20 protein-coding genes and 1 pseudogene are annotated in these 23,936 nt (G+C 44.7%); 7 read left to right on the top strand and 14 right to left on the bottom strand.

All coding sequences use genetic code 11. From position 1 onward, the window contains the following. Window positions 1-78: 78 nt before the first annotated feature. The 5 genes and pseudogenes from L5M10_RS15095 to L5M10_RS15075 all read right to left on the bottom strand — a co-directional run bounded on the left by L5M10_RS15095 (window position 79) and on the right by L5M10_RS15075 (window position 6,441). Complete coding sequence (locus L5M10_RS15095; protein WP_263164304.1) at window positions 79-1,239, bottom strand: putative sulfate/molybdate transporter; 1,161 nt, start codon at window positions 1,237-1,239, stop codon at window positions 79-81. 314 nt (window positions 1,240-1,553) lie between these two features. Continuing rightward, window positions 1,554-2,942, bottom strand: a complete 1,389-nt coding sequence (locus tag L5M10_RS15090) for a tetrathionate reductase family octaheme c-type cytochrome (RefSeq protein ID WP_263255498.1) — start codon at window positions 2,940-2,942, stop codon at window positions 1,554-1,556. A gap of 55 nt (window positions 2,943-2,997) precedes the next feature. Then, a complete protein-coding gene (locus L5M10_RS15085; protein ID WP_263237192.1) occupies window positions 2,998-4,722 on the bottom strand; it encodes a DUF3373 domain-containing protein in 1,725 nt (574 codons plus the stop codon). A 191-nt stretch (window positions 4,723-4,913) separates the two neighbouring features. Continuing rightward, complete coding sequence (locus L5M10_RS15080) at window positions 4,914-5,243, bottom strand: c-type cytochrome (RefSeq protein ID WP_105251249.1); 330 nt, start codon at window positions 5,241-5,243, stop codon at window positions 4,914-4,916. 482 nt (window positions 5,244-5,725) lie between these two features. Beyond that, window positions 5,726-6,441, bottom strand: a pseudogene (locus tag L5M10_RS15075) (SDR family oxidoreductase). 191 nt (window positions 6,442-6,632) lie between these two features. Here L5M10_RS15075 and L5M10_RS15070 point away from each other — a divergent pair. Further along, entirely contained in the window at window positions 6,633-7,472 is an 840-nt protein-coding gene (locus tag L5M10_RS15070; RefSeq protein ID WP_263164310.1) for a LysR family transcriptional regulator, read from the top strand. A 33-nt stretch (window positions 7,473-7,505) separates the two neighbouring features. On the opposite strand, the gene L5M10_RS15065 is transcribed toward L5M10_RS15070, so the two are convergent. The 3 genes from L5M10_RS15065 to L5M10_RS15055 form a co-directional block, all read right to left on the bottom strand. After that, entirely contained in the window at window positions 7,506-8,282 is a 777-nt protein-coding gene (locus L5M10_RS15065; protein WP_263164311.1) for a substrate-binding periplasmic protein, read from the bottom strand. Window positions 8,283-8,513: 231 nt separating this feature from the next. Continuing rightward, window positions 8,514-10,052, bottom strand: a complete 1,539-nt coding sequence (locus tag L5M10_RS15060) for a tetratricopeptide repeat protein (RefSeq protein ID WP_263164313.1) — start codon at window positions 10,050-10,052, stop codon at window positions 8,514-8,516. 109 nt (window positions 10,053-10,161) lie between these two features. Continuing rightward, window positions 10,162-10,998 carry a mechanosensitive ion channel family protein gene (locus tag L5M10_RS15055; RefSeq protein ID WP_263237190.1) on the bottom strand — a complete coding sequence of 279 codons (837 nt, stop codon included), beginning with the start codon at window positions 10,996-10,998 and terminating at the stop codon, window positions 10,162-10,164. A gap of 169 nt (window positions 10,999-11,167) precedes the next feature. On the opposite strand from L5M10_RS15055, the gene L5M10_RS15050 reads away from it, so the two are divergent. Both L5M10_RS15050 and L5M10_RS15045 read left to right on the top strand, forming a co-directional pair. After that, window positions 11,168-11,647, top strand: a complete 480-nt coding sequence (locus tag L5M10_RS15050; protein ID WP_105251255.1) for a hypothetical protein — start codon at window positions 11,168-11,170, stop codon at window positions 11,645-11,647. Window positions 11,648-12,024: 377 nt separating this feature from the next. Beyond that, on the top strand, window positions 12,025-13,200 hold the full coding sequence (locus L5M10_RS15045) for a type III PLP-dependent enzyme (protein WP_105251256.1): 1,176 nt from the start codon (window positions 12,025-12,027) through the stop codon (window positions 13,198-13,200). A 65-nt stretch (window positions 13,201-13,265) separates the two neighbouring features. On the opposite strand, the gene L5M10_RS15040 is transcribed toward L5M10_RS15045, so the two are convergent. Then, window positions 13,266-13,478 (bottom strand): YdcH family protein, encoded by a 213-nt coding sequence (locus tag L5M10_RS15040; protein ID WP_006083288.1) that lies wholly within the window; start codon window positions 13,476-13,478, stop codon window positions 13,266-13,268. Between the two features lie 413 nt (window positions 13,479-13,891). On the opposite strand from L5M10_RS15040, the gene udp reads away from it, so the two are divergent. After that, window positions 13,892-14,650, top strand: coding sequence for a uridine phosphorylase (udp, locus tag L5M10_RS15035; RefSeq protein WP_105251257.1), 759 nt, complete (start codon window positions 13,892-13,894; stop codon window positions 14,648-14,650). Between the two features lie 102 nt (window positions 14,651-14,752). On the opposite strand, the gene L5M10_RS15030 is transcribed toward udp, so the two are convergent. Further along, window positions 14,753-15,505 (bottom strand): outer membrane protein OmpK, encoded by a 753-nt coding sequence (locus L5M10_RS15030; RefSeq protein WP_263237188.1) that lies wholly within the window; start codon window positions 15,503-15,505, stop codon window positions 14,753-14,755. Between the two features lie 475 nt (window positions 15,506-15,980). Between L5M10_RS15030 and L5M10_RS15025 the strand changes: the two genes are divergently transcribed. From L5M10_RS15025 to L5M10_RS15015, 3 genes are read left to right on the top strand one after another with little or no spacing between them, the layout of a single operon-like run. After that, window positions 15,981-16,451 (top strand): NfeD family protein, encoded by a 471-nt coding sequence (locus L5M10_RS15025; protein ID WP_263255497.1) that lies wholly within the window; start codon window positions 15,981-15,983, stop codon window positions 16,449-16,451. Window positions 16,452-16,463: 12 nt separating this feature from the next. After that, on the top strand, window positions 16,464-17,399 hold the full coding sequence (locus tag L5M10_RS15020; protein WP_263237184.1) for an SPFH domain-containing protein: 936 nt from the start codon (window positions 16,464-16,466) through the stop codon (window positions 17,397-17,399). Continuing rightward, window positions 17,399-18,337 carry an SPFH domain-containing protein gene (locus tag L5M10_RS15015; protein WP_168825701.1) on the top strand — a complete coding sequence of 313 codons (939 nt, stop codon included), beginning with the start codon at window positions 17,399-17,401 and terminating at the stop codon, window positions 18,335-18,337. The genes L5M10_RS15020 and L5M10_RS15015 overlap by 1 nt, the downstream gene beginning before the upstream one ends. Before the next feature lie 181 nt (window positions 18,338-18,518). Here the strand turns inward: L5M10_RS15015 and L5M10_RS15010 are convergent, their stop codons facing one another. The 4 genes from L5M10_RS15010 to priA all read right to left on the bottom strand — a co-directional run bounded on the left by L5M10_RS15010 (window position 18,519) and on the right by priA (window position 23,851). Continuing rightward, on the bottom strand, window positions 18,519-18,743 hold the full coding sequence (locus tag L5M10_RS15010) for a hypothetical protein (protein ID WP_006083282.1): 225 nt from the start codon (window positions 18,741-18,743) through the stop codon (window positions 18,519-18,521). Window positions 18,744-19,058: 315 nt separating this feature from the next. After that, window positions 19,059-19,772, bottom strand: coding sequence for an SPOR domain-containing protein (locus L5M10_RS15005; protein WP_263255496.1), 714 nt, complete (start codon window positions 19,770-19,772; stop codon window positions 19,059-19,061). Between the two features lie 3 nt (window positions 19,773-19,775). Continuing rightward, window positions 19,776-21,521 carry an arginine--tRNA ligase gene (gene argS, locus L5M10_RS15000; RefSeq protein ID WP_263186528.1) on the bottom strand — a complete coding sequence of 582 codons (1,746 nt, stop codon included), beginning with the start codon at window positions 21,519-21,521 and terminating at the stop codon, window positions 19,776-19,778. Window positions 21,522-21,655: 134 nt separating this feature from the next. Then, on the bottom strand, window positions 21,656-23,851 hold the full coding sequence (priA, locus tag L5M10_RS14995; RefSeq protein ID WP_113940093.1) for a primosomal protein N': 2,196 nt from the start codon (window positions 23,849-23,851) through the stop codon (window positions 21,656-21,658). Window positions 23,852-23,936 lie beyond the last annotated feature (85 nt).

Genomic DNA, 23,936 nt, shown 5'->3' with positions numbered 1-23,936 from the left:
TTGAATGGTTAACAAAAAGCGCGTTGTTTAACGCGTTTTTTGTTTTTGGGAACCCTTATTACTGCGAGTCGGAAGCGATTAACGCATGGCCAACATGGCCCAAGTTCGGCGACCTTGCTCCAGAATTATCCCCACGGCAAGTCCCGCAGCGGCGTTGATAGCGAGGCAAGTCACCGCGGTTGATAAAATCACAAAGATACAGAAGGGCTTACCATCGATTAAGCGTTTCGACCATGCTAATTGCAGCCCCGCAGTGGTCAGTAAACTGCCGAGGATTGCCATAGGAATAAGGCTTAATAGCCAAGCGATATTAGTACCCCAGCATAGGGCTATCATTAAGCATGTACTGCCAAAAATTAACGGCGCCAGATAAGTGCGAGCACCAAAATGGTATTGCACCGCAAGTCCGCCCGCACCGTGGCACATGGCCGAGGCACCAAAGGGCGCGAGCAATAAGTTGGCAAGACCTGAGCTAATGGCGAAGTTTTTGGGTGTGAGTTTGGCGGCATCTTCAGGGAATTTCTCCTGTGCCATTACAGACGTGGCAATGACCGCATTGGTTAAAGTTAATGCCAGTTGTGGCAAAACCAACAAAAGGGCGGCAGAGGTCCATTCAACTGATGTCGGCCAAGCCAATTGAAATGGCGCTGTCACTGCTTGAATATCAAAGTTAGTGGCTAAATTAGTTTGTGTACTTGCTTGCCAAATCATCCCCGCTGCTATGACTAAGGGCATGGCAAGGTAGCGCAGCGGCAAAAATTTACTGATAAATAACAGTACAAATGCCCCCACGCCAACCAGCCAAAATTCACTCATCATCTTAGTGCCCATCCACATCAGTTGCAGACCTATGGCGAGTTGAATGCCAACACTCACAGCTTGTGATAACTGTTTGGCTAACCAAGTGATGGCGCCGCTAAAGGCGAGAATTAACAGGATAATGCCCATTAACATGGCGCTTGCCTGCAACATGCCTGGGGTTAAGCCCTGAGCGATCACCAGTGCAGCGATGACTTTCATCGGTTGTACCGGAATCGGGCGACGGTAAAACAGCGCGCTGAGAATAGCGAATAGACCAAACCCCAAAAATATCCCTTGGGGCGAAAATTGATTGAGGGCAATTAGCCCTAGCACTAAAGGTAAAAAAGTGCCTAAGTCGGCAAAAGCGCCACTGGTTTCACCGAGTAAACGGTTGAATGAAGGATTGGATACTGTTTGGGAAATTTTGCCCGAGGTCATACTGATTGCCGTAATTGAACACACTATGACTACGCAAAATAAATGCCATAAAAATCAGATGATTTGGGGGGTAAACGGAGTCAAACTACCGTATTGAGTCACTCAATGAGACAAACTGGGGCAAGGCCGAAGAATGGCTGAGTCTAATTGTCTTTTTGGGTGAGAGTAACAAGATAATAAAAAAAGAGAGCTTAGTAAAAACTAAGATCTCAAAGGGTATTACCGGGAACTCGATTTGGTTCATCAGTTGTGTTCACTTCGATGCCTTACTAAAAGTAAGATATCTGTGATGCTCAAATCAGTGAACGATTCAATCAAGGCTGTTTGTGTTTTGGCCCTTGTTTATTTTTCATCGGGTCACCTTGATAACCTAGGGCTTGCCAATCGAGTCTTGTGCCTTTGTTATGGCAGTCGTTACAATTTAATGCTTGCTCCTTTGGTGACACCATATGGTTTATCCGCCACCACATTTCAGTGGCTGCAAAGTCATATTCACCACTATATTTGATACCTTTCTCAAGCATAGTCGTGTTCGCTTCCATTCCTAGTTTTGCCGCTAAGTTCCAATCAAACTCGCTCCAGAATCCCCCATTGCCATAGGTTTTCGGTGTGATAAAAATATTGAGTTTTTTATCGTAAATCTGTTTACCCGTGTGCACCTTGAAAGGATAGATTTTTGCTTTGGCATCATTTATATCCCCAATGGGATAGGTCAATTTAGTGACTGTACTCGGATCCATTTTATCTCCTGCCATATAAGCATTGGCTGTGCCGTTGTACCAAGCGTATTGGGGTTTGACCATTTTTTCCCAAACAAAATCTCCTTTTTTCTTTTGGTAGGTATGCTTACCGTATTGGTCGAGTGCTTCTTTTTTATCATCTCCAGCCGTTGACCAGTCCCAGCGCATTTTTGTCGGTTCGTTTTTAGCAAAATACGGAATATGACAGGTTTGACAGGCAACTGCCGCTGTATGAGTATTGAGTTTTTTGTTCGCGTGCGGTGCTGATTCGTGGCAGTTTTCACAGCCAATATGGTCGACACCACCGGGTGAAACCCCCATAGCATTACCTGAGATCATGTGTTTCTCAGTGGTGTGGCAGTTCTGACATTGAAAGTCATTACCGTCGCTATCCATATGCACATCCGTCGCTTTGTCTGGATAAGACATGGATGAGTCTAAGTCCCCATGTTTTACCGCGTCACCACCGCCACCATAGAAGTGGCAACTACCGCAGTTATCCCGTACAGGTTCGCCAACGTTTTGAGCTATTTTAGTCAGATCGAGTTTTGCCATAGGTTCACCTGCGCCAGCGGGATCTTTAACATAAGTTCCTGTGGTGTCGTGACAAACTAGGCAGTCGACTTTGGTTTTATCTTTAAAGTCAAAGTTACTGTCTTTCCAACCATAACCCGCGTGACAACTGGTACAGCGGGGTTCATTACTGGAAATGGCAACGCAGAAGTTATTAATGCTGTTTTTCTTACCTCTTACGACTGTCCTACCGGGAAGTTTTTGTTCTAACTCCCAAGTCCAGTGGGAGGTTTTCATCACGTCAGTCGCTTGATTTTCATGGCAGACTAAACATTGTGTGGTCACCTGTGAGCCAGTGGTAAACGGGCCTTTAAGTGCCTCTTTATGGGGATTAGCGGCGTAGGCATTTAATGTCATGCCCGCTAAGGCAATGAGGATGAGCTTATTCATTTTGTACTCCCGCCCTCGATGTAACCGAGGGCTGATCGTTGTTATCAATGACGGATTAGAAGTTGATGGTGAGTGAGGCGTTGACATCAAACGCGGTATCAACCACTGGCAACATGGAATAAGCAGAGCCAGCTAGCACATCGTCGATTTTTTGTGGAGCACCCACAGGTGTACCGCTGCCTGTGTACTCGTAGTCGTAATAGAGGCCAGCAAGTTTGATAAACATTTTGGGGTTAATATCAAAGATGTAATAGGCTTCTGCTACATGTCCTCGGGTAGCTAACTTACTACCAATAGGGTCATCCTGTGCTTGGGTAAAAGGCGTCCAATATTCGGAGCCGTAGTTATATTCCAGACCCAATTTGCCGTAGGGAGCAGGAATTTGTACGCCGACATAAATACCATAACCGTCTTTGGCTTCGGTATCGTCACTGGTTTTTGGCACCATAATAATCTCAGTACCAGTGCTGTTTAGCTCGGCTTCAAATATGGCATCGGATAACATGCCGCCAAACATGCCGGCGTTACCGTTAGGCTCGGCGCGAGTCCAGCCAAATGATGCAAACCATTTGATATCGTTTGCCTCTTCGCGCGCAAAACCAATTCCTCCTAGATACATGTCGCCGATAGCCCCGCTGGGTTGTACTCGGGTAACAAAGTTAAAGTTGTCGAACTTTTGCATATCTTGATACATGGTGGGGGCAAAAATCCCTGCCAGTTGGGTAGGGAAGGCCATGGTGCCTTTAAAGCCGTCGTTCACGTCTTTGGCGCCAAACAGGGTGAACTGGAGGAAGTTGGTGCCATCGTTGATCGCATCGATATTAAAGCCACCAAGGTGAGTATCCTTGGTGACAATATCACCAAACATTTCGCCATTTCCCCATTGTGATTCAAATCCTTGGCCGTAACAGAAACGGACGACTTGGCCTTCGATACCTGTGATTTCGCCTAGGTTGTAGCCTAAGGTGGCGCCATCGAAGTTGAAGTTAACTAAATGTCCTGAAGGTGTGCCGCCACGCATTTCATTCTCGCGGTAGTGACTGGGTGGACCATAGGTGGAAGGGCGACGACCTATGGAGAGATAAAACTCTGATCCATTAATGTTTTTCCAATCGAAATAGGCGCGTTCAACCCGCAGCCAGTCACCACTGGTATTGCCGCTACTGGTACCATCCATAGTGAAAGACCGCCAAGAATCAAATACTTGAACTCCGGTAGAGTCACCCCAGTTTTTATACATACTGAGGCGGCCAGCAAAACTGACGTTATCCCATACCTTAGCTTTCAGATTTAACCGCAGGCGAGTGGTGTAAAAAATATCGTTATCTATGTCCTGTACACTTTTGGGCGCGAGCACATAGGGCATAACACCTTGTAACATGCCATTTTGGAAGGCTGCAGCAAGGTCTGGATTAGCTTGCATCATTTTCCCTAGTGGGGAGTTGAGATCGTTGGGCATACCGAAAGCGCCGGACATGGCTTTGGCACCAAAGTCGTTGAAATTGACTTTGATGGCCGGATTCCAGACAACATCGCGGTAATGTAGTGAATGAGCTTTAGTGCGGAAATCACCTGTAATTTCAAGGCGGTCTAACGATGTGTGCCGCTCGGTTTTGTCGACGCGATTATTGAGATCATCCAATTGCTCGGTAATATCGGCAAGCTTCTGTTTTAACTCGGTAATTTTTTGATTTTCCTGTTGCACATCATTAGGTGTAGCAAAAGATTGGCCTGACATAAACAAGGCATTGGCGACGAGGATTGAGATAAGAGTACGCATAAGGTTTCTCCCAGAGTTGTTCTGTTGGCATGATTGCGCTAAGTGCATTTCGCCAAATTTACCCAATAGGAGTCCCTGAGGTGTGTTCCCCATTTTTCTCGAATTGGTTTTTTAATTTTTAATTCAATGTGTTAGTGAGCAGTTGCAGGGGAGCTCTCTACCATTGTCTTAGGCCATAACGTTGGCAGAGATCAACCGCAGGTTTGGGGTTGGTCCGAGTCGGCGGCGTGGTCATACAAAAATTGCTGTATATCCTTGAGGTCTTGCTCAGAGAGGCCATTGAATACCTCTGGTTTGAATTTGTGCTTATCTTTATCAAAGAAGCGATCCCACTGGCTCATCGTTTTGGCCATTGGCGTGAGTTCACCACCTTCACCGCCTTGGCTATGGCAGGCTTTGCATTCTTTTTTGTACAAATGTTTACCTTTCTTTGGATTACCTCCCTCTGCGGCATACGCATTAATACTCAAGCTGCCGATCACTGCCATGGCAATTGCTATCTTAGTTGACGTTTTCATCATCTCATTCCTTACTTTTCGTGATCATTTACATTTATTTGTTGGTTAAGTGTTTTTATTGATTCCACTTTGTAAATTAATTTATCAAATCCTACGGTGTGTAAATTTGAGGTATATCACTTTCATTAAGAAAATCTAATTGATAAAAAGTTCATTGATAAAAATCTAATTGATAATGTTATAGAAGGGTGTGATTATTTTTTTTATTATTTAAAAACAATGAACTAGTCAACGTGCTAAATTAGCGCTGATAACTTTGAGTTTCGAGTTTTGCGCCTAAAGCACAAAAAATGGACTGTGATTAAGCTAACACTTTGTAAAATATGCACTCACTAAAGTAGTGATGTTGAAACTTAGCAGCTGTTTGGCAGGCTTTATTGGGAAGTAAATAATGCCAGAGTTGACTCTGGCATTATTGATTTTGGGGATAGGTTTGGTTGTCTTTCGAAGCAAGATAACTTAGATAAAAGTAGACTCAGAACGGATTAAGGTTGCTGGCGCGTTGGTGCTAGAACGATTTCGCGTACGCACACATTTTGCGGTTGTTGCCATGCAAACAGTGCAGCAGCGGCGACGTTTTCAGGGGCGATAACGCCGCCCATTTCTTCTTTCCAGTCATGGTAACCCGCTTGGTATGGCTCAACAACTCGGTTTCTACTGCGCCGGGGGCGATAGTGATAAGGCGTACGTCATCCATGGCGACTTCTTCACGAATGTTTTCTGTTAAGGCGTGCACGGCAAATTTAGTAGCGCAGTAAGCGGCGTGGTTTGGAAAGGTTTTACGCCCCGCCACTGAGCTGACATTAATGATAGTGCCAGTTTTGCGAGCTTTCATGTCGGCTAATACCGCATGAATACCATTAAGCACGCCCATCACATTGATATTGAGCATGCGGCTCCATTCGTTGGGATCTTGCACATCGATTTGGCCCAGTAACATGACTCCCGCGTTATTGATAAGACAGCCGACCGGGCCAAATTGTGCTTCTGCTTGGGTTATGGCGGTTTTAATAGCTGCGCCGTCGGTGACATCGACGCTGATAGAAAGGCTGTTTGGTAATTCAAGCGCTTGCATTGCTTCAACTCGGCGTGCCAGTAATAGCAGCGGATGGCCTGCAGCGCTAAAGCTTTTAGCCATAGCGGCGCCAATACCCGATGAAGCGCCTGTGATGACAACCAGTGATTTAGTAACTTGATTCATTAGTATTTCCTATTAATTGGAGCCAATGTAAGCCGTAAACAAACTGTTGTTCGGCGTCTTGAACTTGTTAACCAGTATAGTCTGGGGATTTTCAGTCGAAAAATACTTATTCCAGCTGGATATGATAGGCTCAGCCTATGGCACTATTGTTGAAATTTGTGCTGAACTCGTCGGTTGTCGGAGAAGATTAAATGGTCGATTTGCGTTTGCTGCGTTTCTTTATCGCAATTTTTGAAGAGAACAATATTACCTCGGCGGCTAACCGTTGCTTTGTGAGCCAGCCTTCACTGTCTGCTGGGTTAAAGCAACTCGAAGAAGAGCTTGGTGGTCAGTTATTTGAGCGCAGCAAAAAAGGCGTTAAACCTTTGGACAGCGCGCACTATCTATACCCTTTGGCGGTTAAATTAGTCGAGGAGGCGAGTAAGTTACCAGGCTTGTTTATGGCGAAGGCAAGCCGGCAAAAGCTACGTTTGGCTGTGATGCCAGACTTAAGCCAGCGGCGTTTGGCAGGATTTTTACAACAGGTGAATCAAGCCATTGATAAGCTAGATCTGGAGCTGGTGGACTATCAAAGCCCTGCAGATTGCCATTTAAGCATCGACAGCTTGCGCCATGAAGATGAAGTATTTTTTCCGCTGTGGGAGGAGGATTATGTGCTCTGCGTCCCCAAGGATCATACCCTCGCCCAAGTAGATAGCCTACGCCCCGAGCAGCTCAATGGCTTTGACTTTATTGAGTGCCCACCCTGTGAAGCCCATCAGCAAACGATAGGTTTATTGGCGTGCAGCAATATGTCGCTTAATTTGGTCGCTAAGGCCGAATCTAAGTCTCTCGTGATGTCGCTAGTGTTAGCCGGATTTGGCGTGAGTTTTTTACCCGATGGTTTGATTGAAGATGAGCCTAGGCTCAAGCAAGTGAAATTTGATGGTCCGAGAATGTTCCGTCGTATTGGTTTGTGTTATCCCTCCCATCAGGCAGTTGCGCCAACACTGGCGACCTTGTTACGGCATTTAGCCGCTCGATCGAATTAATTCCAAGTTAGTTTTGGGTTATCAGCATTCAGATTAGTGAGTTGCTAAGGGCGATTCAGTGAGATTAAGTGGAGGCTCGACGCCGTAGGATTTAAATAGTTGAGTAATTTCACCTGAGGTACGCATGTCGTCGACTATCTGGTGAACTTGCTTGGCATATTGATGCTGCGGCGACATGAGCGGAATACTGAAATAGCGGCCATTTTTGCTGATATCTACGTATGCCATCTGTTTGAGTTGGGGATCTTTGGCAAAAAATTGCATCTCATGCTGTTCGGAGGTGATGGCTAAATCGATACGCTCAGCCTTCAACATATTGATTAACTGACCGTTATCATTAACAAAAGACACTTTTAGTTGGTTTTGATTGTCATTAAACTGCGGACAGTAAAAAGCGCCTCTAAGTGCGCCAATGATATGAGGTTTTAGTTCATCGAAATGTTTGACTTCAAGTTGTCTATTCGCAAGGGCAAAGTAATAGACGTAGCGCTTGTCGTATCCCAGCAGCATAGGGTCTAGAAAATCGTTGCGCTCTGGCGTCATCGAATGGACAGGGATTAGGTCGACTTGTCCCATTTCTCCCACTTTAATTGTGCGTGCCCAAGGCACATTACTCCAATTTATCTTGTGACCTAGGCGGGCGATGACTTCATTGATGACAGCTGCACCTGGGCCTTTGCACTCACCATTTTCGACATAAATAACAGGATGCCTATCGCGGCAGTGTGCTTGCCAGACAACGGCAGAGGTTTCTGCCCTTGCTTGGGGCAGAAATAAGCATGAAATGACAATGATCAGTATCAGCCTCATACATCTTGCCTATTAAAATGGTCAGTTTTAATTTAGGGCTGGGCAGTTAACCTGACTATATTTTATTTTTGAGTCGTTTAGCTGCGCAGGTTTGGTCAATAATTGATTGTAGTGCTTATACATCCACTGTGCTTTTTAAGTAATTATAAATTCACTCTATTTTGTAACCAAACGGTTTGGCCTGTTAAATCTGACCAAACCTTTTCTGGGGCTCATTCGCTGCTAGGAAACTTACCTATCCGACTCAAGATAGGGCGTTAATTGGGTTTCAATAGCCTCAATTTGAGTTTCGGCGTAGGCAAGTTCGGATTTGGTTAAACATGATTTTGCGGTGTTTTGATGGAGTCGTTGAGCGCTATTCATCCCGTATTTACCAAAATGACGTAGCAATAAACTAGACCAAATAAACATTTGTATAGGTTTATTTAATTGTTCTGCGCCGTAAATATTGACCAGTTCCCGCATAGCAATTTCATGACCTAGCTCTGCCGATTTGACGTACCAAGCTTCTGCCGCTTGTAGAGCCTCTTGAGTGGGTTTTTCATCACTTAAAAATGATGCAGCCTTATAGATATAAAAATATTGTTGTTGCTCAGCGGGGATTGGATGCTGATGCAAGAAACTGTCACGTAGACGCTCAGCCTCTCTTATCTCTAAGGTACCTAGTTGCTGACTGAATCTGGCTAATTCTTTTAGATGATCGGCTCTATTGCTCATGGCCGCGAGCTGGTAATACATTAACGCTTTAATTGGTTGGCGACTCACGCCTAAACCTTGCTCATAAATCTTGCCTAAGCCTAGCAGTGCGTCTTCATTCCACTTAAGTGCGAATTCTTCAAAGTCAATTTTAGCCTGTTGGTAATCACTTTCATTTTGTGGCGCTTTCAGTAAAAGATGAGCAAATTCAATCTTAGCGAAGTCATTACCTCTAGCGACAGATTGGCTTAACCAATGGCGCGCCTTGTCATAGTCGACAGCAAAATCTTCACCGTAGAGGAAACGTTTACCAAGATAATACTGGCGGAAATCATCGTCTGCGGCGCGCTCGCTAAGTAATGCCTCTGCACGCGCTAAATCTTTAGGTCCACCTTGGCCTGCAGCAAGCATATGCCCTAGATCATCTTTTGCTAATTCATAATCAGCGGCTGCGGATTTCTCAAAGTATTCACGTGCTTTGATATAGTCCGAAGTGACGCGCTCATCATGCCAGTAGAGTGTGGCTAAATGGTAATAGGCTCTTTGGTTTTCTTGTGCGGCGGCTTTTTCGAACCAGTAAATTGCTTGGCTAGCATCGGGATCGAGAAAGGGCTGGCTTAGATACAAGTAAGCAAGCTCATATTGAAACTCGGCTTGACCCGCTTCGGCATTAGGTTTGAGCTGTTCTGCCTGTGCGATTAACTCATCGAGTGTTTGCGACTCAGAAGAGAGCAAATTAGGTAGTGTGAGCATGGGTAAATATTGAGGCTCTATTTCGGCGGCTTTTTTATACCAATCGTTAGATGCCTTGGGATCGGCGGGAACTTGTGGGAATCGACCGGAATAAAGTTCGGCCATAGCAATGGCGGCAACGGCTAAGCCTTTATCGACTGCCTGCTGAATATAATCTAGGCCAGAGTTGACTTCGCCTTGGTTAATCAGTGTTAAGCCATGATTGAGTAGCGCAGTAGGATCACCTGCGGCAAGTGCTTTAGCTTGCACTTGTTTTTTTTGATATTTAGCGAAAAAAATAAACAGTACAATAAAAGCAATAATTATGAGTATCAACAACATAGTAGTCCATCACTATCGATATTTGGGAGTATAGTAAACGTAAATTTTTACAAGAATGCAAGTTTACAATTTGGGCTAGGCTGATCGACCAATCCCATGGGCATTAACGTTATTTATCTTGCAGATGGATCTCTCTAATGGGGCAGGCAATCTCGATTCCTGCCTGCTTAAGGGCGTTATAAAGAGCGAGGTTCACCTTATATTTATGTTGAAAATAGCTTTGTGTGGGCACCCAGTAACGAACCCCCATTTCAATCCCAATAGCATTAAAACCATTGATGCCGATATTAGGTGTGGTCTCTTGATAAATATAGGGATTATTGCTTAATAACTCAGTAATCACACTAATGGCTCGTTCGGGATCTGTGTTGTAACTGAGATTGAACTGGGTTTCGACTAGCTTATTGCTAAAGGAATTATGCAGGATCTCACCGACGATATGCTTATTAGGAATGCTGATTTGCTCGCCTTCCTCATTGGTGAGTATGGTCATGCCTAAGTGGATACGTTTAACAACGCCGCTTTCCCCTTTGATTTCGATAGTATTGCCTACCAAAAAAGGGCGGGTGACGATAATAGTCACGCCTGCGGCATAGTTCGCTAGCATACCTTGTAAGGCTAAACCTGCGCCGAGGGAGGCAGCACCAATTGCTGCAACCATAGGGGTAATACTGATGCCGATTTTGCCGAGGGCGATAATCCCGACCATGACTATGATCAAAATGCGGATAAGATTGCTGACAAAATTGCTTAGGGTGATATCGATATTGTGTTTGTCGAATTGCTTAGCGACTAAGCGTGATACTTTACTGGCTACCCATAAACCTAACAAAAAGATCAGCAAAGCACCTACGAGTTGAAAGCTATAGGTGACTAAAAACTCGGTGATGAGTTGATAAACGCCTTGTAGTTGCTGCAATTCTTGATCGAGTCCAGGTGTTATCATTATGATATCCTTGTAATAAAGTTAACTGTGCGATTCTAGCGTAGAAATTCCACCAAATACTTTTCGCCCTTCATGTGTGAAGCGTATCATGTAATCGTGGTTGGTTTAATGAGTCGATAGGGGGAGTCAGGTATGCTGTTCGCCTATCCAATAATGGAGTCGAGTGTTTATGAAAACGCTGTTGTTATGTTTGTCTTGTCTGTTAACCCCAATCTGGGCGTATGCTGCGAGTTATGTTGCCGGAGATGCGATTAATCCCATTTCACTTCTCGACCAAAATGATAAAACCATTAATGTGACTGATGAGACTCAAGTGCTGCTCTTTAGTCGCAGCATGAAAGGCGGTGATGTGATAAAGGATGCACTTACTCCCTTGAGCGCGACTCAAATGCCAACGGGTTTAGTTTATGTTGCCGATATCAGTGGTATGCCTTCTTTGATCGCTAAATTTGTGGCTGTGCCACAGATGCAAGATTTACCTTTTGCGATTGGGTTAGATAGGGATGGTGAGATCAGTCGTTTATTACCTGATAACAAAGATATGGCCACTATGATATTGCTCAAGCAGCGTAACATTTTGGACATTGCCTATTTTGATTCCAGTGAAGCCTTGAACCAAGCCCTCGCAAAACTCAATCAGCCGCAGTAACAACTCGATTTAACGGACGTATTTTAAGGCATCCATTAGTCTTCTTTTCGCTGTGTAATTGTTACTTCAAGATAACTGTTTTTAGATGGATATTTTGGCTCCAGCCAGTCTATCCATCTCCCTTCCGATAACGTCGTAAAAAATTCACTTTTTATTCTGATAATGAACACAAATTTACCTTAGGGTTTGTGTGCATAATTATTTGTTTTATCGCGCCTTTTTTTGATGGTTCAGTTCTTTAAAGAGTTGTGGAATAAAAAGTTATTAATACAGCATAAAAATTCGTTGCGTAAAGCGAAAAAATATCGTTTACTGCGCACGTTTTTACTACATCACACTTACTGTTATCTATCTGACCCAAAGGAGACTCTGGCCCAATGAGCCAATTTCAATCTATTGATGTTGCTGACTATTATGATATGGACACATTCAAGCGTATTGAAGCGTTTGCCAAAGACAAAGCAACCCCGTTCGTCGTGATCGATACCAGTATCATAGCGAAACAATACGATGACATGGTTAATAGTTTTCCTTACGCCAACGTTTATTATGCAGTTAAGGCAAACCCCGCGGCCGAGATCTTATCTTTACTAAAAGATAAAGGATCAAACTTTGATATTGCCTCGATTTATGAGCTAGATATGGTCATGAATGTCGGTGTGACAACCGATCGAGTCAGCTATGGTAATACGATTAAAAAGCGTCAAGATGTGCGTGCATTTTATGAGCGTGGCGTGCGTATGTATGCATCTGACTCAGAAGCCGATTTGCGAATGATCGCTGAAGAAGCGCCGGGTTCACGTATTTATGTGCGTATTCTGACCGAAGGTACAGATACCGCTGATTGGCCGTTATCCCGTAAATTCGGCTGCCAAAACGAAATGGCCTATGAGCTATTAGTATTGGCACAGGAATTAGGCTTAGAGCCTTTTGGTATTTCTTTCCATGTGGGTTCTCAGCAACGTGACATAGGTGCTTGGGATTCCGCTATTGGTAAAGTGAAAAGTATTTTTGACCGTCTACGTGATGAGCACAATATCACCTTGAAGATGATCAATATGGGCGGCGGTTTCCCTGCTAACTATATTGATAAAACCAATCAATTGGGTGTGTATGCCGAGCAAATAACTCACTTCCTGAAGGAAGATTTTGGTGATGATTTACCACAAATTATTTTGGAACCAGGTCGTTCGTTGATCTCTAACGCGGGGATTTTAGTGTCTGAAGTGGTACTGATCAGCAAAAAATCTTACACAGCGTTAGAGCGTTGGGTGTTTACCGATGTGGGTAAATTCTCTGGCTTGATTGAAACGATGGACGAGGCGATTAAGTTCCCGATTTATACTGAGCGTCAAGGCGAGCTGGATAAATGCGTGATTGCCGGCCCAACCTGTGACAGTGCAGATATCATGTATGAGCACTATAGCTATGGCTTACCAAATGACTTAGCCATTGGCGACCGTATGTATTGGTTAACCGCAGGGGCTTATACGACGACGTATTCAGCAGTATGCTTTAACGGTTTCCCACCGCTGAAGGATTACTATCTGTAAGCGATTGTGATGACATTAATAAGGGCGCTTAGGCGCCCTTATTTGTCTTTAGAGTAATAGTAGGATTACTCGTGGGATTTGAGGATCTGATAAATTTCCTCTTTTAAGTGTAACTTTCTGCTTTTGAGTTCTTTCACTGTCGGATTGAAATCACTGGCGACACGTTTTTCCAGTTGTTTGATTTCCTCGTCTAACTGATTATGCTCATTAAACTTACGTTGAAAATGAGCATCTTGGGTTTTCAGGGTGGAAATTAATTCTCTGTACTCTGGAAACATCGGCATTCTCCTTGTCGTCATTTACTACACTTCAGGTTACGCCTTAACCCTAACCTTATACCAAGTCGTTAAACGTGACTTAGATCACTTTTAGCGGTCACTTAGATTAATACTAATGGATGATTTATTTTAATCTATTTTAAATCAGTATCTTAGGTGTTTGTTGCCACAGCCTCTGGCATGAGTTCAGGATCTGGTTCACACTTTGTTTGGTATAAATCAGACTGACATTCGAAATATGGGCAAATTTGCTATCTTGTGAGCAGATGCTGGTGTAGTTGGTAATTTCATTACGACTAAACAATTACTTCTTGCCGATAATTCTGTGATCAAGTTAACCTTCACCGCTTCGATACTAGGTTAAAGTCGATTTTATAAGAATTTAATTATCAAAAATGAAAGGGGTTTTCACAATGGCTGATGTATTTCATTTAGGTTTGACCAAAGCGATGCTCGATGGTGCAACCTTAGCAATCGTTCCTGGTGATCCAGAGCGTGTAAAACGTATTGCCGAACTAATGGACAATGCGACGTTTCTTGCTAGCCACCGCGAGTATACAAGCTATTTAGCGTATGCCGATGGCAAGCCAGTAGTAGTGTGTTCGACCGGTATCGGTGGTCCATCGACTTCTATCGCAGTAGAAGAACTTGCACAATTAGGTGTGAATACCTTCCTGCGTGTAGGGACTACAGGCGCAATCCAACCTCATGTTAATGTGGGTGATGTGATTGTGACTCAAGCTTCAGTGCGTTTAGATGGCGCAAGCTTACATTTTGCACCTATGGAATATCCAGCGGTTGCAAACTTTGAATGTACCACTGCTATGGTTGCAGCGTGTCGCGATGCTGGTGTTGAGCCACACATTGGCGTAACAGCTTCTTCTGATACTTTCTACCCAGGCCAAGAGCGTTATGACACTGTCACAGGCCGTGTAACGCGTCGTTTCGCGGGTTCAATGAAAGAATGGCAAGATATGGGCGTACTGAACTATGAGATGGAGTCTTCCACTTTGTTCACTATGTGTGCTACTCAAGGTTGGCGTGCAGCCTGCGTTGCAGGTGTGATTGTAAACCGCACCCAACAAGAAATTCCTAATGAAGCCACAATGAAGAAAACTGAAGTGAGTGCGGTTTCTATCGTGGTTGCAGCAGCGAAAAAATTGTTAGCTTAATTTTTAGTAAGCTAAGCAACACTCCCCTGCAAAGTGAGTGCTCAGAATAGAAAAGGTGCCAATGGCACCTTTTTTGTTGCTTTAAAACTATGCCGATACCGATTAGAAATGGTATTGAGCAATCACAGAGTAAGTGTCTTGATCGACGCCTTTCACACCGTATTTATTGGTCCACAGATCGTATTCGATACCCACCAATAATTTATTGGCTTGATGATCACCGAACAGGCTCTTACCGAGATCGTATTTTAGCTGTGGGTTGAAATGGAAGTTTTCCTCGTAGCCGTTATCGTCGGTGGCAAATACCCAGTCGATAAAGCCATCGAGTACTATGTTGGCAGATCCAACAGGGATATCGATACGAAATACAGGAGTGAACTGCCAGCCGTCACTATTGTTACCAGTGCTCATACCATCGCGGCGATAGGTATTAAAGTTAAGATAAGTGAAGTATGGTACTGCTACGTCAACCCCTAAACCGTAAAGTAGGCTGTGGACTGGGCCTTCACCTTCTTCATAGGTTAACGCTAGAGACAAGTCTGTTATTGGGCCAAAGACTATTTTTTCGCCAAGAATTTTACTGGCACTAAAACGTGGCGAAATTTCACCATAGGTAGTGCTTTCCATGCCCGTGTCGTTACCTTTGAAATAGATAAAATCTTGGAAGGCAAACCAATCACCGTATTTCCAACCGCCAGCTGTTTCCAATGTGATAGTGGCTTGTTTATCCGATGGCGCTAAATCGTAGTCTTCGCCATAGAGGGCTGTTGCACTGAAATCCCACCACTGTACTAAGTCACCCGCAAATGCTTGAGGAGAAAGCATTAGTGCTAGGCATAGGCATGTTTTTTTCATTGTTATTTCCTGTTGTATAGGTCGAAGTTAATTCGTGTCTTACTCAATCCGCTCTCTGACCTATGTCATGGTTTGATGGGTAAGTTCAAACCTAGCGCGAGTGTACGTCAAAGGACTTGCTCAAAAGTGGGGGCAATATATGCAAAAATTTACATTTATTCAAAGTTTTTATCGAATGTTGTTGTCAAAATCACATAATCATTAGTGAGGGATTTTATTTTTAGATAATTGATTTTTAATGTTTTTTATTTTTATTGCTCCGCTTGTGGATTGGGGGCTTGCTATCTTTTTGAATTGATTATGCTTAATTTTAAAACAACCTAACGGCTTTCGTGGGCGGATATGGGAGAATGAGGATTAAGTCATAGGTGATTGAGTGTGCGTTTTGACAGGGTAAATTTTGACATATTATGTCGATTATCCGAAACTCTGCTGTTATAGTGCAGTAAAGGACACTCTCATTTCAGGGGGAAATATGGAGTTTTCAAATCCGATTTTAGTGTGGGCAGTGGTTGGTTTAGTGTTAATGCTCGCCGAAATAGTGGTTCCAGGTGGCATAATAGTGTTGCTGGGTGCGGCTTGTTTAGTCGTGGCAGGTGCGTTAGGCATAGGACTGGTCGAAGGTGTCGTGCAGAGCATGACTCTGTGGTTTATCTCTGCCATTGTGTTGTTATTGGTTTTCAGACAAGTCACTCAGAAGCTCGTTGGTGGTGATTCCCATGTGGATAACACGGATGAAGCAATCGAACTATACAATCAAATTGTTCGCGTAAAGCAGACCATAGGTCCTGGGCAAACACCCGGGCGGGTGGAGTTTCAAGGTAGTGAATGGCCAGCGCTTGGCGATGGCAGCATTATTGAGGCGGGTACCGCAGTCAGAATTATTTGTCGTGAAAATATCGCTCTAGTCGTTGAGCCTATTTCAATAGAAGCTTCCAAAAACTAAAGGATGGAATCTATGTTTGTATTTACCTTAGTCATTTTATTTATCTTTTTTATTCTTTATAAGTTGATGTTAATTGTGCCGATGCGTGAAGTGCATGTCATTGAGCGTCTTGGCAAATTCCGCGCAGTATTAGACCCCGGATTTCATATTTTGATCCCTTTTTTCGATCGCGTCTCCTACCGTCACGATACCCGTGAGCAAGTATTAGATGTGCCGCCACAGAGTTGTATCTCCAAAGATAACACTCAACTTGAAGTGGACGGCTTAGTCTACCTAAAAGTGATGGATGGCAAATTGGCGAGTTATGGTATTGAAAACTACCGTAAAGCAGCGGTGAATTTAGCCCAGACCACTATGCGATCTGAAATCGGCAAGCTGAGTTTGAGTGAGACTTTCTCTGAACGTGATAGCTTAAATGAATCAATAGTGCGGGAAATAGATAAGGCTTCCGAGCCATGGGGGATCAAGGTATTGCGCTATGAAATTCGTAATATCACGCCTTCACGCCATGTGATCCACACTCTTGAGAAGCAGATGGAAGCTGAGCGTCGTAAACGTGCCGAAATTACCTTAGCGAATGCCGAAAAAGCCGCGATGATCAATATGTCTGAAGGTGAGCGCCAAGAGGCCATTAACCTGTCAGAAGGTCAAAAACAGAAACGGATTAATGAAGCTAAAGGTACAGGTCAGGAGATCGCTATCATAGCCAAAGCAAAATCCGAAGGTATGGCAATGATCTCGCAAGCATTAGCCGTCAATGGCGGTACAGATGCGATGAATATGCTATTAAAAGAACAGTTTATTGCTCAAGTTGGCAAGATCCTCATTGATGCACAAGTCTCTGTTGTTCCCGCTGAAATGGCAAAACTTGAAGGTTTCTTCGAAGGCATGGAGCAAGTCACTCAGACTATGAGTGGCCAGAATAATCTTGGCAAAGGAGCGCGATAATGAATATTCCAGTAGATACAGATTTGATTGTGATGGCGATTTGGGGCCTGATATTTGCCATTTTTGTGATTAAACTATTTCAATCGATCCGCCTAGTACCCACTAAATCGGCTTTTATTGTTGAGCGTTTAGGTAAGTATCACAGTACGTTAGATGCAGGGTTCCATACCTTGATCCCCTTTGTGGATAAAGTGGCTTTTATTCATGATTTGAAAGAAGAAACCATTGACGTACCACCGCAGGAATGTTTCTCGAGCGACGAAGTAAACGTTGAAGTGGATGGGGTGATTTATATCTCTGTGACTGACCCAGTGAAGGCCAGCTATGGTATTACTGATTATCGTTATGCAGCAATTCAGTTGGCGCAAACGACGACACGCTCTGTCATCGGGACACTTGATCTTGATCGTACGTTTGAAGAGCGTGATGTGATTTCAGCCAAGGTAGTGCAAGTCTTAGATCAAGCGGGTGCCCTGTGGGGAATACGCGTGCATCGTTATGAAATTAAAAATATTACACCACCTGAAACCGTTAAAAATGCCATGGAAATGCAAGTAAATGCCGAGCGTGAGCGCCGTGCATTATTGGCTAAGAGTGAAGGTGACAAACAGAGTAAAATTAACCGTTCTGAAGGGGTTAAAGCTGAAACGGTAAACCGTTCTGAAGGTGAGATGCAGCGCCGGATTAACGAAGCCGAAGGTAAGGCTGAGGAAATTTTAACCATTTCCCGCGCAACGGCAGAATCGATTGAACGTCTCGCCTCTGTTATTGCCGCGCCGGGTGGTCACAATGCCCTGCGGATGCAACTCGGTGAGCAATACTTTAAACAGCTCGATGGCTTAAGCCAGAAGAATAGTCGAGTCGTATTGCCGGGTAATATGGTGGATTTCGATTACTGGATGAATAGCATAGGCTTAACGGAAGAAAAACCGAGCTAAGGCTGTGGTTAAAATCTGAAACTAGCTAGTTCATTAAGGTCAAATACTCAGGTGTTTGGCCTTATTTTTTGGCTGAAATTTGATTCTGTGTGATGGAGAGTGGGTGGGTTAGACAGCTTCTGTTGAATGAACCGCCAGAAGCTGCAGTTGGGCATAGTTAAATTTTTCATTGAATGGAAGGCTAATAAGCTAGGCGTTCATGAATTTGGGAATGGGCGTGGGTTTCAATGAGCTTGGCAATTTGGTTTTGTTCTAATTGCTGAAGTGCAGAAATTTCGTCATAAATCTTGTCTTGAACATCCAGTGGCATGCGCACATGTTCCATAAACATCCTAATTCCCAGCATGTCGCCACTCTTGAACAATTGGCTGAATTCGGTGGCTTCTATCTCGATTAATGCATTCATAATACTTCACCCTGAGGTTGGATTTGACACAGATACAGCGGTCTTGCTGTTAATTAAGAGATACGCCTAAGTTTGATCTAGGTCAATTAAACTGCATATTAATCTTTCTTAATAAAGGATTTTGTTGTTTATAAATAATGGGTTATAAATTTAGTAGATCAGCAAATTTGAAATGAGTTGTTGTTTAAAACTGAGTTTTTATGGGCGGGCAGAGTCAATGCGTGAGTCATGTCATACGGATAAAAAAATAGCGACGAGCGATAAAACGCTAGTCGCTATTTATTCTTAATAGTCTATCAGGAGTAGGCTAAAGCCTTATTTAGGAATCGCCAGAATCTGGCAACCATTAATCCCCGCTTTTTGCAGTGTATGACGTTTACGCTCTGCATCACGTTTACGCTCGAAGGGGCCTAAAGCAACCTTGTACCATACGCCAGTCGTACCTTCGACTTGTCTCACTTGCGCCTCTAAACCTTGGAAAGCGATGACGGCTTTCATCTCGTTCGCCTGTGATTCTTGGCGGAAAGAAGCACACTGCAACTGATATTGCATCGGTGTTCTGCTCGCAACAATATCGGGAATATCGACCTCAACATGCTTATTTTCAAGCTCGTTGAGATAGGTCCATTCTTCCTTTGGTTGTGGTGGCAGAGCATTAGGATCCTTCTTTGGCGGAACAATAAGCTCAGCAGTTTCAGTTGTCTCTACTGGGATAACGACCGCTTGGCGTTCAGGTTCTTTGACCTTAGGAGTAAGCACTGCTGTTTCTTGAGGCTTAACTTGTACTTCCGTTTTCTTGGCTGGAGCGGGTATCGGCTTCACTTCTTGCTTAGCATTATCTTTAATGCTTGACAGGAAATAGACGAAACAACCCACAGCGAGTATGACAAAGCCTATCAAGGTCAGCGGCAGCTTCTTACGCGGCGCCGATTTAGATTGTGAAGGCTTTGCTCGAGTTGGGCGCGCGCGGATTGGGCGCGGTTTAGCGCCCGACTGCGGCCTTCTATTGGCATAATCGCGATTACTCATGGCTTACATCCGCTCTAAGGTTTCAATACCGAGTAGATTTAGGCCTTTTTGTAACGTACGAGCCGTCAGTTGCGCGAGTAATAAACGGCTGTTCTTTTGCGCGTCATTATCGGCGGCAAGCACTGGACAAGCTTCGTAGAAGCTAGAGAAAGCACCTGCTAATTCATATAAATAAGCACACAGTACGTGCGGCTGACCTTTATCGACAACACGATTGAGGATCTCACCGAACTGCGCCAACTTATTACCGAGATCTTTCTCTTTTTCATGCTCAAGCACGATTGTCGCTTGGCTGAGATCCAGATCGGTTACTCGCTTGAATATGCCCGCAACGCGGGTGTAAGCGTACAGTAGGTAAGGTGCGGTATTACCTTCGAAGCTGAGCATTTGTTCAAAGCTGAAAATGTAATCGCTGGTGCGGTTTTTCGACAAGTCAGCATATTTAACGGCACTGATCCCAACGACACGGGCGATTTCAGTTAGTGTGGCCTCATCCATATCAGGATTTTTGCTACGAACGAGTTCTAGCGCGCGCACATTGGCTTCTTCTAACAGGTCAACTAATTTAACGACACCGCCGCTACGGGTTTTGAATGGACGGCCATCTTCGCCGTTCATAGTGCCAAAACCTAAGTGTTCTAACGACATATCTTCACGGACAAACTTAGCCAGTTTCGCTAGGCTAAAGACTTGTTGGAAATGCAGTGTCTGACGTAGGTCAACAAAATACAGGACACGATCGGCCTTTAACACGTTCGAGCGGTAGCGCATTGCCGCAAGATCTGAGGTGGCATACAAATAGCCGCCATCGGCCTTTTGGATGATAACAGGCAATGGCTCACCTTCTTTGTTGCGGAAGGCTTCTTGGAATACGACTTTAGCGCCGTTACTTTCGGTTAATAAACCTTGGGCATCTAAATCTTTAACCACTTGCTCGAGATCGGCGTTATAAGCACTTTCGCCGTGTACATCGGCGCGGGTCAGGCTCACACCTAAACGGGCGTAGACTTCATGGCAGTGGCTTAACGAAATGTCGTTAAATTCGCGCCACAGTTTGTTGCAATACTCGTCACCAGATTGCAGTTCGACCACTAACTGACGAGCGCGGGTTGCGAATTCTGCTGATTCGTCGAAACGCAGTTTAGCGGCACGATAAAAGTTTTCTAAATCAGACAGTTCAAGTTGAGCTTCTTCACCATTTTTGGCGCGCAGCTCTTCCATATAGGCCAGCAACATACCAAATTGTGTGCCCCAGTCGCCCACATGGTTTTGACGAATAACCTTGTGGCCTAAAAATTCTAACGCACGCACAACACTGTCACCAATGATGGTTGAACGTAGATGGCCTACATGCATTTCTTTGGCGAGGTTGGGTGAAGAGTAATCGACAACAACGGTTTGTGGTGTCGGTAACTTAATGCCTAAATGCTCATCGTTGACGGCATTTTGCAGTTGATCTGCTAAGGCGCTGTCGTTGATGAAAAAGTTGATAAAGCCTGGTCCTGCAATTTCAACCTTAGCCACAAAAGCCGAAGCCGGTAAGGTATCTATGATCAGTTGGGCTAATTCGCGTGGATTCTTGCCTGCGACCTTGGTTAGCATCATGGCTAAGTTGGTTGCCAAGTCGCCATGACTCTTATCCTTGGTTCGATCTACCTGAATGCGTGCTTCAAAGTCAGCAGGCACAATACCTTGTTGTTTAAAGGATTCTAGAGTTTGTTCAAGTAATGATTGGATATGTGATTTCATGGGTTCTAATCGGCACTAACTTTAAGAGTGAATACAGGGAATAACCGCATATTTTAGCCGTTTGTGGTTAACAATTGCTATCTTCCCGATGATTTTTTATCAAATGGCGCTTAAATACTTATCAAATACTCGACTCAGAGGAGATCCTGTGGATCTCTGTCTAAGCTCCATCGGCAGCGTTTAGCTTCGATAAGTTGCTCTACAAGCGGATGAATACGTTCAAACTCTTGCTGCAAGCGATTGCGGTTTTTAGCTTGGAATAAGAGTTGGCGGCGGAACTTGCCAGCTTTTTTATCTAAGGGTGCAGGCATAGGGCCAATCACCTCAAATTCTTTATCTTGGGGCAAGAGCGCGGCGAAGGCGTTGAGAAAGTTATCGGCATCACTGGCTAAATGCGCTTCGGCACGCACCAATACCATATGCCATGCTGGCGGCAGCAGTGCCTGTTGACGCTCTTTGAGCTGGCTGCGAGCAAACTCGCCATAACCGCGGTGCAGCAAATCCCGCAAAATGGGATTGTCGCTCTGGTGAGTTTGCAATAATACCGTGCCGGGTTTACTGGCGCGCCCTGCGCGCCCTGCAACTTGGGTATAGAGTTGCCCAAAACGCTCGGGCGCGCGGAAGTCGGCGCTAAATAAGGCGCCATCGACATCGAGTAACCCAACAAGTGTGACATCAGGGAAGTGATGGCCTTTAGCCAGCATTTGCGTTCCGACGAGGATTTTATATTCCCCCTTATGAATCGCATTTAAGTGGGTTTCTAATGAGCCTTTTAGGCGGGTCGTATCACGGTCGATGCGTACTACTGGATGTTTCGGAAACTCTTGTTGCAGCGCTTCTGCGAGCTGTTCTGTGCCTATGCCTTGGCCCATCAACATAGTGCTGCCACATTTGTGACACTGCTTGGGGATAGCGTATTGATTGCCACAATGGTGACAGCAAATTTCGCCAAGGGATTGATGTACTGTGAAAAACGCGTCGCAGCGGTCGCATTCGTGTAAGTGCCCACACTCGTGGCAAAGCAGGGCTGGTGCGAAGCCGCGGCGATTGAGAAACAACAAGACTTGGTTGCCTGCGTCTAAATGCAAGCGGATTTCGTTCAGTAACGGCACTGACATACCGGCTTTCAGCGGCATATTTTTAATATCGATAATGCCTTGGCGCACTTTTTTAGCTGCACCTGCGCGTTCACCCAGTTGTAAATGATGGTAACGGCCGCTTAAGGCATTTTGTAGACTTTCGAGTGAGGGCGTCGCTGTGCCCAAAATCACCGGAATCGCTTCTAAATGGCCACGCATGACTGCCAAGTCGCGGGCATGATAACCAACGCCTTCCTGTTGTTTGAAGCTACTGTCGTGTTCTTCATCGAGTATGATGATGCCGGGATACGCCATAGGTGTGAACAAGGCTGAACGCGTGCCAATAATGATTGCAGCCTGACCACAGCGGGCTTGGCGCCATGCTTCGAGTCTCTGATTGTCAGTTAACCCTGAATGCAAAATGGCAACATTGACTTTGAAACGGCGCTTAAAGCGATTGATTGTCTGAGGTGTTAAGCCGATTTCAGGCACTAAAATTAACGCTTGTTTGCCTTGCTTGAGGATTTCTTCGAGTACAGCAAGATAGACTTCCGTTTTACCCGAACCGGTAATGCCTTCTAATAAAGTACAGTGATATCCTTGTTGCAGATTTAAAGTGGCAACGGCGACGGCTTGTTCTTTATTGAGTTTATGTGGCGTTTCGTCCATTTCGAGTGTGGTGCGCCAGTCGAGGTTAAGCTCGGCAATTTTTTCATGGCGTGCCACCCAGCCTTTATCCTCTAGGGCTTTAAGCGCCGCTTTACTGATGTCTAAGCTGATAACCTCTTCTTGGGTTAAGCTGGCGGTTTTGAGTAACTCGAGTAGTTTTTTCTGTGCGGGTGCGCGTTTAACCGCTTCGGGCGCAATATTTTGGCCTATTTCAGTTAATTGCCAGAATTGAATCTTTTGTGGCGCGGCATCGAGCCCTTTACGCAGGGCCACAGGTAATGCTTGGGTTAGCATCTGCCCTTGGCTGCAAAAATAGTATCTCGCAGCCCAAAGAGTTAATTTATAAAGTGATTCAGGCAGTAAAGGTTTATCGTCGATAAACTCGAGCACAGACTTAATTTGCTTTGGGGCTAAGCTGCAAGACTCAGTGATACCAGTGACTAACCCGATCAATTGTTGACGACCGAAGGGAACTTTAACGCGCACACCTATTTGCGGTGTACTAGGATAGGATTCGGGTACGCGGTAGCTAAAGGTTTGCCGCATAGGCACAGGTAACGCAACTTCGACAAACAATGACATATGCAGGCAAGTCTTAGACAAGAATGTGGTTTAGTGTACTCAGCGCGGCTGGCTAGGGCTAGCCCTAATGATGGTTTACCAAGGA

The organism is Shewanella sp. SM32, assembly GCF_025654235.1.
GTDB classification, from domain to species: Bacteria; Pseudomonadota; Gammaproteobacteria; order Enterobacterales; family Shewanellaceae; genus Shewanella; species Shewanella oncorhynchi.
The sequence above is the reverse complement of the archived record's forward strand: the minus strand, read 5'-3'. Positions and strand labels throughout refer to the sequence as shown.

Excerpts from the sequence above, each read along its gene's own strand:
- L5M10_RS15095 (WP_263164304.1), bottom strand. The coding sequence starts at position 1,239 with ATGACCTCGGGCAAAATTTCCCAAACAGTATCCAATCCTTCATTCAAC.
- L5M10_RS15090 (WP_263255498.1), bottom strand. The coding sequence starts at position 2,942 with ATGAATAAGCTCATCCTCATTGCCTTAGCGGGCATGACATTAAATGCC.
- L5M10_RS15085 (WP_263237192.1), bottom strand. The coding sequence starts at position 4,722 with ATGCGTACTCTTATCTCAATCCTCGTCGCCAATGCCTTGTTTATGTCA.
- L5M10_RS15080 (WP_105251249.1), bottom strand. The coding sequence starts at position 5,243 with ATGATGAAAACGTCAACTAAGATAGCAATTGCCATGGCAGTGATCGGC.
- L5M10_RS15070 (WP_263164310.1), top strand. The coding sequence starts at position 6,633 with ATGGTCGATTTGCGTTTGCTGCGTTTCTTTATCGCAATTTTTGAAGAG.
- L5M10_RS15065 (WP_263164311.1), bottom strand. The coding sequence starts at position 8,282 with ATGAGGCTGATACTGATCATTGTCATTTCATGCTTATTTCTGCCCCAA.
- L5M10_RS15060 (WP_263164313.1), bottom strand. The coding sequence starts at position 10,052 with ATGTTGTTGATACTCATAATTATTGCTTTTATTGTACTGTTTATTTTT.
- L5M10_RS15055 (WP_263237190.1), bottom strand. The coding sequence starts at position 10,998 with ATGATAACACCTGGACTCGATCAAGAATTGCAGCAACTACAAGGCGTT.
- L5M10_RS15050 (WP_105251255.1), top strand. The coding sequence starts at position 11,168 with ATGAAAACGCTGTTGTTATGTTTGTCTTGTCTGTTAACCCCAATCTGG.
- L5M10_RS15045 (WP_105251256.1), top strand. The coding sequence starts at position 12,025 with ATGAGCCAATTTCAATCTATTGATGTTGCTGACTATTATGATATGGAC.
- L5M10_RS15040 (WP_006083288.1), bottom strand. The coding sequence starts at position 13,478 with ATGTTTCCAGAGTACAGAGAATTAATTTCCACCCTGAAAACCCAAGAT.
- udp (WP_105251257.1), top strand. The coding sequence starts at position 13,892 with ATGGCTGATGTATTTCATTTAGGTTTGACCAAAGCGATGCTCGATGGT.
- L5M10_RS15030 (WP_263237188.1), bottom strand. The coding sequence starts at position 15,505 with ATGAAAAAAACATGCCTATGCCTAGCACTAATGCTTTCTCCTCAAGCA.
- L5M10_RS15025 (WP_263255497.1), top strand. The coding sequence starts at position 15,981 with ATGGAGTTTTCAAATCCGATTTTAGTGTGGGCAGTGGTTGGTTTAGTG.
- L5M10_RS15020 (WP_263237184.1), top strand. The coding sequence starts at position 16,464 with ATGTTTGTATTTACCTTAGTCATTTTATTTATCTTTTTTATTCTTTAT.
- L5M10_RS15015 (WP_168825701.1), top strand. The coding sequence starts at position 17,399 with ATGAATATTCCAGTAGATACAGATTTGATTGTGATGGCGATTTGGGGC.
- L5M10_RS15010 (WP_006083282.1), bottom strand. The coding sequence starts at position 18,743 with ATGAATGCATTAATCGAGATAGAAGCCACCGAATTCAGCCAATTGTTC.
- L5M10_RS15005 (WP_263255496.1), bottom strand. The coding sequence starts at position 19,772 with ATGAGTAATCGCGATTATGCCAATAGAAGGCCGCAGTCGGGCGCTAAA.
- argS (WP_263186528.1), bottom strand. The coding sequence starts at position 21,521 with ATGAAATCACATATCCAATCATTACTTGAACAAACTCTAGAATCCTTT.
- priA (WP_113940093.1), bottom strand. The coding sequence starts at position 23,851 with ATGTCATTGTTTGTCGAAGTTGCGTTACCTGTGCCTATGCGGCAAACC.